The organism is Paenibacillus sp. B1-35 (assembly GCF_050474385.1).
GTDB lineage: Bacteria > Bacillota > Bacilli > Paenibacillales > Paenibacillaceae > Paenibacillus_B > Paenibacillus_B alvei.
In genome coordinates this window covers 136,561-151,238 of record NZ_JBCHVJ010000008.1, presented here as the reverse complement: position 1 = coordinate 151,238, position 14,678 = coordinate 136,561, and the positions used below count along the sequence as shown (strand labels likewise).

Annotated in this window: 11 protein-coding genes, 1 pseudogene and 1 riboswitch; of the genes and pseudogenes, 6 read left to right on the top strand and 6 right to left on the bottom strand. The window is 45.3% G+C overall.

What is annotated here, in order from left to right; translation table 11 throughout:
- Positions 1–43 precede the first annotated feature (43 nt).
- The 3 genes from ACQ5BJ_RS23225 to ACQ5BJ_RS23215 form a co-directional block, all read right to left on the bottom strand.
- On the bottom strand, positions 44–1,534 hold the full coding sequence (locus ACQ5BJ_RS23225) for a glycosyltransferase family 39 protein (RefSeq protein ID WP_268620153.1): 1,491 nt from the start codon (positions 1,532–1,534) through the stop codon (positions 44–46).
- Positions 1,535–1,837: 303 nt separating this feature from the next.
- On the bottom strand, positions 1,838–2,584 hold the full coding sequence (locus tag ACQ5BJ_RS23220; RefSeq protein ID WP_268620079.1) for a hypothetical protein: 747 nt from the start codon (positions 2,582–2,584) through the stop codon (positions 1,838–1,840).
- Positions 2,581–3,894: an SPFH domain-containing protein gene (locus tag ACQ5BJ_RS23215; RefSeq protein WP_005542953.1), complete on the bottom strand. Its 1,314-nt coding sequence runs from the start codon at positions 3,892–3,894 to the stop codon at positions 2,581–2,583. Before ACQ5BJ_RS23215 ends, ACQ5BJ_RS23220 begins: the two co-directional genes overlap by 4 nt.
- 743 nt (positions 3,895–4,637) lie before the next feature.
- Here ACQ5BJ_RS23215 and ACQ5BJ_RS23210 point away from each other — a divergent pair.
- Complete coding sequence (locus tag ACQ5BJ_RS23210; RefSeq protein WP_430112579.1) at positions 4,638–6,722, top strand: glycosyl hydrolase family 18 protein; 2,085 nt, start codon at positions 4,638–4,640, stop codon at positions 6,720–6,722.
- 231 nt (positions 6,723–6,953) lie between these two features.
- On the opposite strand, the gene ACQ5BJ_RS23205 is transcribed toward ACQ5BJ_RS23210, so the two are convergent.
- Entirely contained in the window at positions 6,954–9,626 is a 2,673-nt protein-coding gene (locus tag ACQ5BJ_RS23205) for a CAP-associated domain-containing protein (protein WP_430112577.1), read from the bottom strand.
- A gap of 128 nt (positions 9,627–9,754) precedes the next feature.
- Positions 9,755–9,844, bottom strand: a riboswitch (cyclic di-GMP riboswitch).
- 326 nt (positions 9,845–10,170) lie between these two features.
- Here ACQ5BJ_RS23205 and ACQ5BJ_RS23200 point away from each other — a divergent pair.
- Positions 10,171–10,296, top strand: a complete 126-nt coding sequence (locus ACQ5BJ_RS23200) for a hypothetical protein (protein ID WP_262866354.1) — start codon at positions 10,171–10,173, stop codon at positions 10,294–10,296.
- Positions 10,297–10,368: 72 nt separating this feature from the next.
- Positions 10,369–10,629 (top strand): annotated as a pseudogene (locus tag ACQ5BJ_RS23195) (endonuclease V); the annotation flags it as partial.
- Positions 10,630–10,780: 151 nt separating this feature from the next.
- On the opposite strand, the gene ACQ5BJ_RS23190 reads toward ACQ5BJ_RS23195, so the two are convergent.
- Positions 10,781–11,692, bottom strand: a complete 912-nt coding sequence (locus tag ACQ5BJ_RS23190) for a serine/threonine protein kinase (RefSeq protein ID WP_430112575.1) — start codon at positions 11,690–11,692, stop codon at positions 10,781–10,783.
- A gap of 389 nt (positions 11,693–12,081) precedes the next feature.
- Here ACQ5BJ_RS23190 and ACQ5BJ_RS23185 point away from each other — a divergent pair, with 389 nt between their 5' ends.
- On the top strand, positions 12,082–12,834 hold the full coding sequence (locus ACQ5BJ_RS23185) for a class I SAM-dependent methyltransferase (protein WP_430112573.1): 753 nt from the start codon (positions 12,082–12,084) through the stop codon (positions 12,832–12,834).
- A gap of 82 nt (positions 12,835–12,916) precedes the next feature.
- On the opposite strand, the gene ACQ5BJ_RS23180 is transcribed toward ACQ5BJ_RS23185, so the two are convergent.
- Positions 12,917–13,624, bottom strand: coding sequence for a hypothetical protein (locus ACQ5BJ_RS23180; RefSeq protein ID WP_005542961.1), 708 nt, complete (start codon positions 13,622–13,624; stop codon positions 12,917–12,919).
- Between the two features lie 326 nt (positions 13,625–13,950).
- On the opposite strand from ACQ5BJ_RS23180, the gene ACQ5BJ_RS23175 reads away from it, so the two are divergent.
- Complete coding sequence (locus tag ACQ5BJ_RS23175) at positions 13,951–14,184, top strand: hypothetical protein (protein ID WP_430112571.1); 234 nt, start codon at positions 13,951–13,953, stop codon at positions 14,182–14,184.
- A complete protein-coding gene (locus tag ACQ5BJ_RS23170) occupies positions 14,181–14,645 on the top strand; it encodes a hypothetical protein (protein WP_430112569.1) in 465 nt (154 codons plus the stop codon). Before ACQ5BJ_RS23175 ends, ACQ5BJ_RS23170 begins: the two co-directional genes overlap by 4 nt.
- Positions 14,646–14,678 lie beyond the last annotated feature (33 nt).

The following is a 14,678-nucleotide window of genomic DNA, read 5'->3' as shown; positions in this document are numbered from 1 at the left end:
TCATGGATGGATCTCGTTTAATTCTTGTTTAAAGGAAGAAATGTTACGCTTCCTCCGCCATATTTGCTCGTGCTTCCTTCGTTCGCATCCGCAGCAGCCTATGGATTGGATAGCGTTTTTTCCAACTGGACATCACGGTAGCCAGCATATAGGCTCCATAGCCTTCAATCAGAATCATAGACGGCATAATAAAATACCGATATCGCTGCTGAACCTCAATCAGCAAATGAACTCCCATATAACCCAATATCAATATTATAAAGAACAAATATTTCTGATCCATATCCTGACGGGAGATGATAAGAAGATCGACTGAGATGAATAGGATCAACATGATTACAAAATATGTGATGTATGAATACGTATGAATCATACTGAACAGATGGCTAACACTGGCCGTATTTAAGCTCCAATACAGCGCATCGACTTCGCTCCACATGAGCCTGATCTTACTTAGAAATAGACCTGATAATTTTCCAAGATCGGATAGACGCTCCTGCACCATTTCCTTTTCAATTCGGGTTCGTTCTTCCCCAAGCGGATATTGGGTAACCTTCTTAAAGTCTTCCTCCGAGAAGGCTCCCTCTGTATCATGATTGAAGCCCAATACGAATTTCCACATCGGATCATGATTCACTAATGGAGCATGAGAGATGCCCGTGCTAACCGCCAGAAGGCTGACGAAATAGAATACCGCAAAATAGGTGGTGAAGAAAATAACGACGAACCCGATCCCTTTTTTGATGGATTGCTTCTTCAGGACGATCAAATAGATCACGACATACAGTAGGATGCTTAAAAGAATGACTGCGCCCAGCGGTCTGATCAGATTGCCGAGTGAGACGAGTACCGCCGTACAAATACTCACCTTCCAGCCCGGAGTAAGATTTTTGAGCAAATAGTAAAACGCAAGATAAAACAGAAAAGTGGCCAAATGTTGATTGGTGAGCACCGAGCTCATCACAATGCTTGGCACGAAGAAGCAGTACGTAATACTGGCGAATTTAGCCGCGAATTCATTGAAGATCATTCGCCCGATTTTATATACAAGCACCGTGATGCCCGTGCACCAAAGTACGTTTAGGATTTTCAATGGCAGCAAGCTTGTGCCGAATAATTTAATCATAAGCGCCTGATACATGGTGAAGCCCAATTGATATGTCCATGCCTGAAAATAATCGCTGTCGTTATAAGAGAAATCCCCCACCGACATTTTCACCGCCGCATCATACATAATATGAAAGTCCGACACCGGATTCGTATCAACTAGTAACACCCACATAAACCGTATACCGAATGCTATACATGCGATAAAGAAGACAAATGCCTGTTCCTCTTGCAAATGCCGATAGGCAAAATAGGCGAGCATAAATACAAAACATGTGTAGCCTGCCATGATAAACGGTACCTGAATAAGCATATCGGGACTGTATCCCATGAAGATGCCAATCATAAAAAAGAGAATGATGCACAAAAAAGAAAGCAAAATAAAAAGCAACGGTTTCTTGCAAATCCGCGCTTTACGTAACGACATCTCCAAGGATATCCCACCTGTTTCATTCAAATTGACAAAATCCATTGTACCATCATTTTTTCAAAATGATAGACCATCCATAATGTGACAACCACCACAACCAGTGCCGTGGACAGTCACCCTATACATAACAAAGCTGCACCTTAAGAAACGTATGCTTCCATTGCGCAGCTATGTCCTATTTTATTTATATATATGGAGTCGTAGACCCTCAATATTCGCAGGTTGCCGTTAAATAAGGAGATACTTTACTCTGGGCATCGCAATTCGAGCGAGTCCTACAACAAGTAGTAATACGACACTCTATTTCAAATTTGCCAACTGTTCATTGCGAAGCTTAATTCCATTCGACAACTTGCGAATCATGTCACGCAGCTCATCTGCGGAATATACCGTATTGCGTTCACGTACGACTGACTGTACGCCAGCTTCCAGACGATCCGCCTGTTCCATGAGCTGCCCTTCCTCTAACACCATAGCGGGAACAGACATCGGGTCGCTATACTTTACCTGCTCCTCCAGCTTGCGCATCAACTCTACAAGCCCATCGCGCTCAGCATCTTTCCAGCCTTCCAGCTCCAGGCGTGCTCCTTGCACGACAAGAAGTAGCCGCTTCATTGCCTGCACCCGATAGCTTTCCTCCCTCTGCAAGCGTCCGACAGATACTCGGGTAAGGCCAATTAAAAGGGCTAAAATAAACGCCGCTGCAAAGGTAATAATATGGATCCACATATACATCTTCTCCGGCACGTCCATCACAAGCCAAAAGAGTACGATATGAATCAGAACAGCGATATTATACATGAAAGCAATTGCCATTATGGATAAATTCAGCGGAACCTCATCCTTATGCTTCGAGAGATGGAATAATACATTCATGCAAAATAAGTAGCTGATCAAACCCGCCAGCATCAGTGAAGCAAGAGATAGCCACCATGAGAAGCCTCGGGAATCCGCCTCGCTAAGTCCAAAAAACAGGCCGGCTGTAACTGCTGCTAGGATGAAAAAGATCGCAGTCGTTATCCACTTCAATTGTAATACCCGCTTCATGATGATCCCTCCTGCACCAGCTTATTGCCGCATTCTACGCAAAATTTTTGGCCAGGCCTAACCTCAGATCCGCACTCCTTGCAAGTAAGTGCTGTCTCCTCGCCACAGTGCGGACAGAACTTGACCTTGCTCGTCACAGGCTTGCCGCAATGGCGACAAGGAACAGGCAGCGCTTGTCCGCATTCGATACAAGCACCTTGATCCGGCGGATTGTCTGCACCGCATTCTGGGCAGGGATGATACGGATCCCCGCAGTTCGGGCAGAACTTGGTCGTACGCGGCATCTGTTCCCCGCACGCCGAGCACTTCACCAGGATTGGCTTCTCTGCTCCGCCTGATGCAGCAAGCGATGTACCGCAGCCTGTGCAGAAGGATGCATCATGCTGATTGCTCCGATGACATTTCGGGCATACCATGTCCTGCCCATCAACTCGAAGCTCGCCTGCCAGTTGAGTCATAACGCCACCCACAGCTCCGCCGACGCCATATCCCATGCCAAGCCCCATTCCAGCCCCCATCAGATCCGACTTGACGCTGCTATCATTCTTCGCCACTTGTCCAAGCGTATCGAAGGTGCGCTCCTGCTGATAGGTGAAGCCGATAATGTTCATTTCAGCGCGCTTCGCAAGTGCTTCGCGCAGCCGCAGCGTTGCTGGATCATCCTCCGGTGTATTGACGGAGTCCACATAGAAATTAAGCAGTCGAATGCCGTATTCCTCGAACACCGGTGCAACCAACTCTTGAATATGCTTGGAAATATCCGATATGTAAGCATTAATTTCTAAAATACTAATCTTGCGATGAACAAAATAGGAAGAGATCAACTGATGGATATTCATCATCAATACGCCGCGGAAATATTCGGATAACGTCTCTTGATTGAACACCGGCAGCGTGCCGACAAGCTTGCCCACAAACTTGCGCGCATCTTCGATTTGAATGCCGAACTGACCGAAGGAGCGCACCTTCACGAACAGCTGGTATTTCGGATCCTGCAGCTGAAGCGGCGTTCTTGTTCCCCATTTCACATTGAGAGAATGCACCTTATTCACATACCAGACTTCTGCCGTGAAGGGAGAATCTCCACCGAACGGTAAGTTTACAATATGATTCAAGATCGGAATATTTGCGGTACTAAGCGTATATCTGCCTGCTGTGAAGCTGTCTAGTACCTGACCGCCTTTAAACAGGATCGCTTCCTGCGATTCATTTACAATTAGCTGCGACCATGTCGCAAGCTCCTGATTTGGAAATTTCCATGCAAATACATCCGGTGAACCGTCATATTTAATAACATCAATAATTGCCATCCCGTTGTAGTACCTCCGTATATCAAGTATGGAATTCTGCCACTGCCTTTAATAATGGAGCTTATACGCCCCTCTATCCATAAACTATGAAATAAGCGCTACATTACGAGTACGAAAAAGCTCGCATAATGTATCGTTAATGAAGTCCCCATTCCTAATCTTTCTTCTATCTGCTCCCGTTTCTATTATATAAGCCAGCCGCGTGGGACACCATCCTAATGATGGAAATCCAAAAGGACCTTCCCCTGATTCATGCTTGTCGAAATTATAAAGTTCATACACCTTTCTCATTGTGCATATATTTATTTTCGTGTTAAAATGTTTAGTGTTAAAACGTTTATCTTGCTGATCGATCATTTCAATTTCCCTCAACTCAACCCAGTATTGATTACCATATTTCAAGCACAGCATTAAACGATAATTGCAAATTTGTTAAAGCGATTCGCTTTTATTCTGCCTCTCTCCTCATCTCATTCATACATGGATTCATAGGATACAACGCCTTCTTCGTTCACATGCTTCACCACACACAAAACTACTATGCCGTACCTAGTGTTTCTTCAATATATAGCCTATTTGAGCTTTACAACCCTGCCTAGCTTGTAATTTCGCATTCTGCGCCACATTGTGTCCATCTATCATTCTCAGAGGTATGAATGCGGTTACATAGATTTGTTCGTGAAAGGAGATGTTTCCCTATTCCTCAGGTTCGATGAACTAATCCAATATGAAGCGGAGTGTGATTGAAATTGAAAAGGGCCAAAAAAGTTTGTACAATCTTGCTTTTTGTCTTTATTATGGTATTCACAGCCGTACCCTTGACTTCTGCCTTCGGCGCTTCACCTTGGGCACCTAATACTGCCTATCAAGCAGGTGATCTCGTCACCTATGGAACCGATACCTACCAATGTGTACAAGGACATACCTCTATTGTTGGATGGGAACCGCCAAACGTTCCGGCACTGTGGATCAAACAAACAGCTTCTCCCGATACGGAGCCGCCATCTGTCCCAACAAATGTTACAGCCGGCAATATAACAACTGAATCCGTAACCCTTGGTTGGACGGCATCTACCGACAATGCCGGTGTTACAGGCTATGACGTCTATAATGGAACGACACTCGCGGGTTCGACTGCGACGACTACGTTCGCCGTTTCAGGCTTAACGCCAAATACAACCTATACTTTCACCGTTAAAGCAAAAGACGCTGCTGGCAACCTTTCCCCAGCCAGCTCGCCTGTAAGCGCAACAACATTGGCCGTTATTCCGGATACCCAACCTCCTACAGCACCTGCTAATGTAACCGCTGCCAACGTGACCAGCAGCTCCGTTACATTAACTTGGACCGCTTCAACAGATAATGTGGGTGTTACAGGTTATGATGTATACAATGGTTCCACACTTGCCGGTTCTTCGAATACAACTTCCTACACCGTTACAGGCTTAACTGCGAACACCGCTTACACGTTTACGGCGAAAGCAAAAGATGCAGCGGGCAATGTGTCAGCCGCTAGTAATGCAATCACCGTTACTACAAATCCCCAACCTTCATCACAATACGAAATTATTGGCTACTTCCCAAGCTGGGCTGCATACGATACACCGTCCTTTACCCCTGCCAATATTGACCCGAAAAAAGTAACGGTCATCAACTATGCATTCCTTGATATTTGCTGGAACGGCAAACATGGCAATCCTTCCAAGAGCCCCGATAATCCCAATCCAAACACATGGACCTGTCAAAACGGCGATGGCACTCCAAATCAAGCACCGAACGGCTCTATCGTGATTGGAGATTCATTTACCGACGGTACAGCCGATGGCGGATACAACCAATTGGTTACGATCAGACAGCTTAAGAACACCAATCCGAATCTTAAATTATTCGCCTCTGTCGGAGGATGGACGTGGTCCAACCAGTTCTCCAACACCGCGAATGACCCTGTAACAAGAGGCAACTTCGCCACTTCCGCCGTCAATTTCTTGCGTCAATATCAATTCGATGGTATCGACATCGATTGGGAATATCCGAACAGCATTGGCGTACCTTGCGCATCAGGCCAAACCTGTCAGCGTACAGCCGACAAAGCAAACTACATCCTGCTTCTGCAAACACTTCGCCAAGCCCTTGATAAAGCCGGACAACAAGACGGCAAGCACTACTACATTACGATCGCTTCCAGCGCAAACTCCAGCTTTCTTGCCGATGCAGGCGGCACCAGCAACTGGTTGTCCAACGCAGCTCAGTATTTGGACTGGATCAACATCATGACCTACGACTACTACGGTCCATGGGATGCCACAAGCGGCATCGTATCGCCATTGTATAACGACCCAGCCAACACAAACGGCAGCAGTCAATTCAACATCAACTCCACCGTAACCAACTATTTGAATAAAGGCATTCCTGCCAATAAAATAACCATAGGCGAACCATTCTATGGATATGGTTGGAAAGGATGTAACGCAGGTCCAAATAACAACGGATTGTATCAAAGCTGTACCGGAGAATCTGCTGGCGGTTCGAGCGGCTCGACGTATGACTTTGCCCACATGCAAAACACAGGCCTGCTGTCTGCTGATTCCACAGGTAAATATACAGTTGCCGGCCAAGGTTATACCCGCTACTGGAACAGTGCGACGCAAACTCCGTTCCTCTACAATCCGTCTACGAAAATCTTTATTTCGTATGATGACGAGCAGTCCATTCATTTGAAAAATGAGTTTATCAAAAACAAAGGATTACGCGGCGCGATGTTCTGGGAATTAAACGCGGACAGAAACCGCACCCTGCAATCCGTCGTATCCAATGACTTGCCGCATTAATCCGATCAAGATGATACTTTAGCGATGAGGATGTAAAAGGTAAGAAGTTTCACGCAATTCAAATTAGAGCTTCCCGAAAGCAGAATCTCTGCTTTTTGAGGAAACAACAATCGTAACCCTTATCCGACGGCATTACCGCTATCACGCGGTACACCCCGTAAAAGGAAAAAAAGAAGCAGAGACCCTATGTAATAATCTAGGATCTCTGCTTTTTGTGCCATGATGAATATCTTATTGCTCGTTTATCACGCGGTACAAAACGATTGCCGCCTGCGCTCGAGTGAGTGTTCCCGCCGGATCAAATTTGTTATCGGTGGTTCCTTTGATAAGTCCTTTGCTCACCGCGTACACAACGGCTGTCTTTGCATCCTGTGAGATGAGTGCTTCATCCTTAAATCCAAGCGATGCGCTTGAATGGGACAGATCAGCTTTCAATGCCCGCGTAAGCATCACGACCATTTTTTCGCGAGTAATCGGTTTACGTGCCCCAGGCTCTGCAATCCGCTGTTCCCAAGTCTTGCCGTTATTCGTCAAGCGATCAAGCAAGGTAGCGAACTCCGCTTGGGTAATAGCGTCGTTCGGCTTGAATGTGTGTATGCTGTCTTTGCCGCGCAGCAGTCCGTGAGCTGCAATGACTTCAATTTCATCCTTTGCCCAATGTGCAGTAAGATCATTGAAGGATATTGCATGCTCTGCAATCGTGTAGGTGCCGAACTGCGTGACCTGGAAGGAAATATGCTTCTTATCAGATGCCTTCATTCCGGCCAGTTTATAGCTCCAGGCATTTGTTGTTACGCCTTGAGTTTGTGCGTACACGCCTGCCTTACGAATATCTTTTGTAGCTCCCGTCAGCTTCAAGGAGATTTCCAACAGGATATTCTTTGCTTCTTGCGGCCCACGGATCGTGATCATCGGAGACGTAAAGGTCGTCTCGCCATGATGATTGCTAAATCCTTTGTCCTTATGCTCTGCAAGAGACACCACAAGCTCGAGTCCGCTCGTTCCGATAAGTTCCACAATAGATTTATTCGGAATGGTAATATCGAATTCGGCTGCAGACAGAAGCAAATCCTTGCCTGATTCCTGCAGCAGCTTGGCGACCGATTTGTCCAGCGTAAAGGAGACTTTATTGTAATCCTTCATGCTTACATCGCTAATATCGGATTGAACCTGCTTGGCATTTTTATCCTGCAACTGTTCTTTCACGGTATTCGCATTTATCTTGAACTCCGCATTCACTGCATGATCCTTCTTCGTCTCTGCCAGTAATCCTGCCTTCATCGTCTTACCGGCTGGAATTGCTTCTACAGAAGTCGAAGATGAAGAACTACTGGATCCTCTGGAGCCTCCAGATGAGGAAGACGAAATTGGCAGCTCTGGCTTCGGATTCGGAACAGACGGCTTGATGACTTCTACGGTAGACGAGTGAATGTAACCGATTCGGATCCGGTCATTATTTGCATTGAATAGATTCGTATTTGCAAGATTGAAGGTATATTTTCCTTCTTGGTCGCTCAAGAAAGTGATGGTTGCTATGTCGCCGTCTCCTTCATAGGCGCCTCCGTTGAGATTTACGGAGTAATTCAATTGCTTCTGGCCATCAGGTAAATCGGTTATGTTCTTTGTCGTGATAAGTGGGACACCCGGATAGTTCAACTCTTGATAGGTTGCCATCGTAACGCTTGGCTTTATATCTAAAAGAGTTAAGCGGCTGTCGTAAGTAAGACTGAATGAAGCTGAATATACTGCCTCCGACACGGAATATTCGACCTTTACATCTAATGGATCTCCTGTCAAAACCTTAGGTTTGCTGAGGCTAGGAGATACAACATCGGACTTTTTATCGTCGACGAAGTTCGGCGTGACGAAGTTCTGTGTGTAATATACATTTGATTTCCCCCCGAAGTACACACCAACCCCTAGATGAGAAAAGTCCCCCAAAATATTCGAACGATGTCCTTTCGAGTTCATCCAGTTCTCGTGAACGAAGATGGCACTCGACTGTCCAGCAGCAATGTTTTCCCCTGCCTTTTGGTATACGATTCCGTCCGCCTTCAGTCGATCGAACGGGGATTTGCCGTCCGGATTGTTATGATCGAAGAAGCTTCTCAGCCCCATATCGTCGCTATGCTTGCGAGCAGTTCCCGCAGCCTTTTCATTCCACTTCAATGGCTTCATGCCCTCGCGGACACGCACAGCATTAGCCAAATCGAGGATTTGTTGCTCAAAGCTTGTCTGCAATCGTTTGCTAGGCGTGCCAAAGTACCCCTTGAACGCCAGTTCAACATCCTGGGCAATAAACTGGACAGCCGTCACCGTATTCCGTTGATGGAGATCATAGAACACGGTTGCATACATGTCGCCGACCTTGTACAGGCTATATTGTCCGCTGTTGTCCATATTGTAAATCGTATTGCCTTTCCTAATTTGACTGAGGGAAGATCCGAAGGCTGCCTCTACCTCCTGCTTGGTTGAACCGAATCCAATGCTGCCATAAGAATCCTTCGCATTCGTATAGAGTGCAACGACCTTGTGGTCCTGAACACCAACTTGTAAGTAATGTTTATAATCCTGATTGTAAATATACCACTCGAAGCCATATTCACTTAGATCCTTGCGAACCGGCTGTCCGATTTTTTGGAATAGTTGAGCCTCGCTCATTCCTATGGTGATGCCTTGCAGTTGGTCTGCCCCTGCCTGCGGAGCATTGTTCGTTTTCGTGACAGCAATCTTGCTACCGACCAGCTTGTCCGCTGCATAAAGGGTCGGCTGATGGATAAGCATCCCGGCCAACAGCGCAGCGCTAGCTGTAATCGTCATGCGCCGCATTCTGCCTGCTTTAATGTGTTTATGCTGTTCTTGGTATATTGCGTTGTTGGTTTCTGTACAACGTGTCCGCATCATTACATCTCCTATTCTTTTACATTCTGTGATCAAATTAGATGGACACCAGGGACGCTTTACAATAGCACAAAAAAAGCGCCGCCCTAATGGCAGCGCAGCACTAAAAAAGACACACGTAATGTCGCAATTAGGGCAACCCGGCTGTCATCGCATCGTGAAATGCATTAGACCCGTGGCTTTGCGTCCCCTGCTTTCGCTAGGGTTTGCCATTATCCAAATGTTACACAGGTTATATGTCATCTATAGTAACATGTAAATGAACAGCTTGTATACAATTGTGCCTATAGGTACGTAAAATTCATCGAGTCCCCGTTCTATCAACCCAGTACGATATTTATGTTCGTCATGCACTTCTTCCATGAAGCTGCCCCATTTAAAAAAAAGATCATGAAAGTGATCGATCTACTACTCTCTTATTCAGGCTACCAGCAATATCTATGCACGAAAAGACCTCGCAATGGGATTGATCTGCTTGCTCCGGGAATTCATATGTAATGTACGAGTTATCGACCACAGTACTACTTCCAAATAGAAGGATTGCATCTTGTCACAGATTCAGATCAGTCCGAAGGTAGAAGGGTTCCTGCAGAGCACAAAGAAGCTGTTCATCAATGGCGAATGGGTGGATTCCGTACATAGAAATGTCTTCTCCTGCAGAACAAGTCGCTGAGATTTATAAAAACCGCTGGCAGATCGAGCTTATCTGGTTAATCAACAGGCGTGCAGTAAAATATCTATTACAATAGTCTGTGATGGACAAGGGGTCGCTCATCCGAGACGATTCGGATTAGCAAGTCATTTGGGAGTATTGTTTAACATTCCAGCAATAGGATGCGGTAAAACCAAGTTAATTGGAGATTCCAATGAACCTAGTCAAAAGAGTGGGGAATATGCAACTCTATTTGATCAATCTGACAAAATTGATGTCGTATTAAGAACCCAGGATCATATAAATCCTATTTATGTCTCCGTAGGACACCGAATCTCATTACCTACGGTATGCCAACCAGCTCTTGTAGACCGCCAGAACTTGCTATATGACGCGCACTTGTATACACCTTGCCCAGCAGCCACTTTCTATAAATAGGCATCCTTGGCTTTCTCGTGCTCGTATTGACTGATGAGTCCTTGCATGAACAAACCGGCCAGATATTTTAGCGGATGCAGCCCACCTTTTGCGCCTCCACCTCCAGCATGACTCGTCCCTGTACTGCGACAGCAGCACTTGCCAGTAGACTCGTACTCACAGCCGCTCCGACAAATCCGCCTAATGCTGCTCCCATTGCTACTCCTACTACTGCTCCAGCTACTGCTCCTATCATCGGAATAGCGCCTTGAAACAAGCGCCTCGTCACATCATTTGGCGTGCGTCCGCTCAGGCAAAAATACATCGTAGCTGCAAAGCTGTATATGTCAGACGTGACTCCCTGCCGTGATTTTTCGGAGTAAAATTCAAGCGGCGAATATTCCGTGCTCGTAAAAATTCGATGTCCCGTCTTCTCATAGTATACGGCAGAACCGAAATCGAGCAGCTTCGGCTGGCCATCCTCTCCAATGATAATGTTCGCCGGCTTGATATCACGATGAATGATGCCACGCCCGTGAACATATTCAAGTGCAGATGCGAGCGGCAGTATCGTGTCACGCAGAAAATCGGCCACGGAAACAAGCCTTCCTTCTTCAATGAAGCGTTCAAGCGAAATACCCTTGCAATACTCCATTATCATATAATGCGTTCCGTTTTCCTGGAAATGATCCACAAGGCTAACGATATTCGGATGGCTCAATTTCTGAAGTATCTGTGTTTCCGTCAGGAAAGCTTCCTGCAGCCCATCATATTGCCGTTGAACGGAGGGCCCGCGGCACAGGACGGTTCGCTTGTCGAGGTCGCGAAGAGCTACCTGCCTCGGGTAGAACTCTTTCACGATGACCGCTGTTTCATCTTCTAGTTTCTGTCCCGCATATACAATGTCCAGCTCGCTGCAAGCGATTACTTTCTTTACTTTATAGGATTGATGAAGCACAAAATTTCGTTTCAAACAAATATCAGCATAATCCGGTTTCACGGTCTCCTCCAGAGGATCTGGCCTGAACGGGGACGAGGAAAATGCAATGTCCGGCATCAGACGCGTACTATCTATTATTGTAACACGCAACCCAATATTTTCTATTCAGGATTTTTATGATATCAACATGCGATGAGACAACGATTTGAAGAGATCATGCTTTGACCTTCAATCTTTTTCCATGATATAATCTTGCCATTCTTTCCAATGAGGTGAAATGGATGTCTTTCCGCAACGTTCGAGGTATGTAGGTTCCGGGCTGGATCAAAACGCGTACCAGCTATCAAGGGGATAGTCTGCCCTTTTGAGTCCAACGGAACCTAGGAGCCACGCAGCGTAATGGAGATACATGCTCACATTTCATATACTTGGGAAGGTGGATATACAAGATGAAAGCTTTTGATTACAAACAATTTTACGATCGGGTTGGCAAGCAGAACGGTTGGGATTTCAGCCAAGTGAAATCTATTACAGAAGGATTGAATTGGGAGTTATTCACGGAGGTTCGCGGGCTGTGCACTAAATCTGACATGCTGCTCGACATCGGCACTGGCGGCGGTGAATCTGTTCTCCCTATTGCCGATAACGTCTTGCAGCTCATCAGTATCGATGCTTCTGCAAGCATGATCCGTACGGCACGAGCGAATCTGGAAGCAGCTCAGAAGCCCAATGTGCGCTTTATACAAATGAACGCAGAGCTGCTCAAGTTCCCTGATCGTCACTTCGACATCATCACTTGCCGACATTCCGAATTCAGTGCCGCGGAAGTAGCCCGGGTGTTGACGGACGATGGCGTGTTCCTCACCCAACAAATCAGTGAGGGAAACAAGCTTAACCTGAAGCAAGCATTCGGCAGAGGCCAAGCTTATGGCGTTGAATCTGGCACCCTGCTGCGTCAATATATAGCTGAACTGCATGAAGCTGGATTTACCCATATTCAATCTGTGCTGGTTCAACTAACCCAATACTATCAGACTTCAGATGATCTGCTGTTTATTCTTACGCACACGCCGACAATACCGGACTTTGGACAATACGAACATGATATGCGCAGCTTCAATCAATTCGTTGCCGACAATATGACGAACAAAGGCATTCGAACGAATGAAGAACGTTTTGCTATCCTTGCTAGAAAGCATTAGATTGCGCAAAAAATAAAACAGGCTGTACCTGTCAGCAGACGTTCTGACATGGTGCAGCCTGTTGTTCATGACATAGCATCATTTACATATAGGTTACGGTAGAGCCGCAATATTCACATTTGGTTGCAGAATTTGGAGAGACACTATTTTTTGCACCGCAGCTGGAACAGGTAATCATTTTCGGAAGCTGTGGTGGAATAGAACTGACGGATGTTGCCACTTCGGCTTCAGCTACAGCATATCGAATCGGCTGTTCGGGTACCATTTCCACTCTCTCAACAGTCTCAATATTCAACGGCATATCACGAGGCAATGGTTCCTGTTCAAAATATTCGGGATACTTCATTCGAAAGCGTTCCTGCGACTTTTTTTCCAATGCGGATGCCGCCCACCATAGCAGTACCCCAGGCGTAAAGAAAAGGAGGGCAAAGAGAATTGCTAATATGAGCTTGTCTTTTTGAGTCGTCCAGTTTACGATCATACTAAAGCATACGACTGCGTATAAAAGGATTAAACATCCCCCAATAAACCGCATGAATGAATAGAGAACCATGCTTGGCGGATTAAGCCCTAGCTGCCGAAAATATTCGCGCTCCTTTGCTTTTTTCTTAATCTTACCCCCAAATCTGAACAGGATAAGACCAGGAATAAGAAATACAAAGAAACATACTCCAATAAAATCCACTCTGAACATAGACCTTTCCAACATGATTCCAATCATTCCAATTCCAAAGGCAAACAAGAATAGGCCGCCAAAAAAGCTTAAAATAGAGCCGAACCGTGCCCTCATCTCTCAACTCCCCCAATCTTTATCTATCAATCTTTATCTATCAATCTCTATCTATCAATCTTTATCTACCAACCTTTAAGTGTCAATCCTTATGTATTCATCTTTACATACCAATCTTTATTTCAATTCTTATGTGCCAATGGGCCCGTATTATTATCGCCAGGAAAGCGACGAATTCATTACCAGAGTTAATCCCAATGGATCCACGACCAAAATCATGCACGATGAGAATGGCCTAGGAAATGAAATAAAAAAAGAAAATTTTCGTGTGCTATAATACATATAACGCGAAGTGGAATATAATGCCATGAAAGGATGCGTGACAATTGAGAAAAACATCTTTGCTTCTTTTGACTGCATTACTAAGCGCTTCCTTTATATTTAGTAATGTTGCTCCTGCTGCAGCCGCTAATCTCTCTAGTACAAGCTCAACAACATTCGCACCATTGGTTAGGCAATCAAGTAATGTCGATGTAGAAAGCTCACAAATTACTAGACTGAGTCGAGATGAATTTTATGCTCGTTACGCTGAACTTACTGGAAAAGTATTAATCAAGTGAGAGCGGAGTTTTCCAAATCTGAGCAAAACACTCCTAAATTACTTGCAGGTGATCCGTACGAGACATTTGATGCAGAATATTCATCAAATGTTGATATTGGTGCAGGGGTTAAGGTTAAAGTTGGAGTACTTGTTCAAGTAGAGCAGTTTAGGTTTGGGAATTCCTATGGTCATCGTTTTAAAAAGGTATATGACGATACAGGGTATATAGCTCCTTATTCTGGAAGCTTTACTGTTGTTAAAAACTTTGCTAAAGGATCAATACAAGCGTCAGGTAGTCTTCAATTATCTTATAGTGGATATGCAGAAGCAAAGGTTGACACAACTACAAGTAAGTCAATGGAACTTGGTTTATCCCTTTATGAAAGGGTACAGGTAGGTTGGTCATTTAGTGAAACAAAAAGTGGTACAGATTACTATAGAAAGCACTTCAATGGATCTAAAACAGTAGCTAAGCCGTAATTAAGTGAGCCCAGAGCCCAGAAATTATTTCTG

Coding starts and splice junctions, on each gene's coding strand:
- ACQ5BJ_RS23225 (WP_268620153.1), bottom strand. CDS start 1,534: ATGTCGTTACGTAAAGCGCGGATTTGCAAGAAACCGTTGCTTTTTATT.
- ACQ5BJ_RS23220 (WP_268620079.1), bottom strand. CDS start 2,584: ATGAAGCGGGTATTACAATTGAAGTGGATAACGACTGCGATCTTTTTC.
- ACQ5BJ_RS23215 (WP_005542953.1), bottom strand. CDS start 3,894: ATGGCAATTATTGATGTTATTAAATATGACGGTTCACCGGATGTATTT.
- ACQ5BJ_RS23205 (WP_430112577.1), bottom strand. CDS start 9,626: ATGATGCGGACACGTTGTACAGAAACCAACAACGCAATATACCAAGAA.
- ACQ5BJ_RS23185 (WP_430112573.1), top strand. CDS start 12,082: ATGAAAGCTTTTGATTACAAACAATTTTACGATCGGGTTGGCAAGCAG.
- ACQ5BJ_RS23180 (WP_005542961.1), bottom strand. CDS start 13,624: ATGAGGGCACGGTTCGGCTCTATTTTAAGCTTTTTTGGCGGCCTATTC.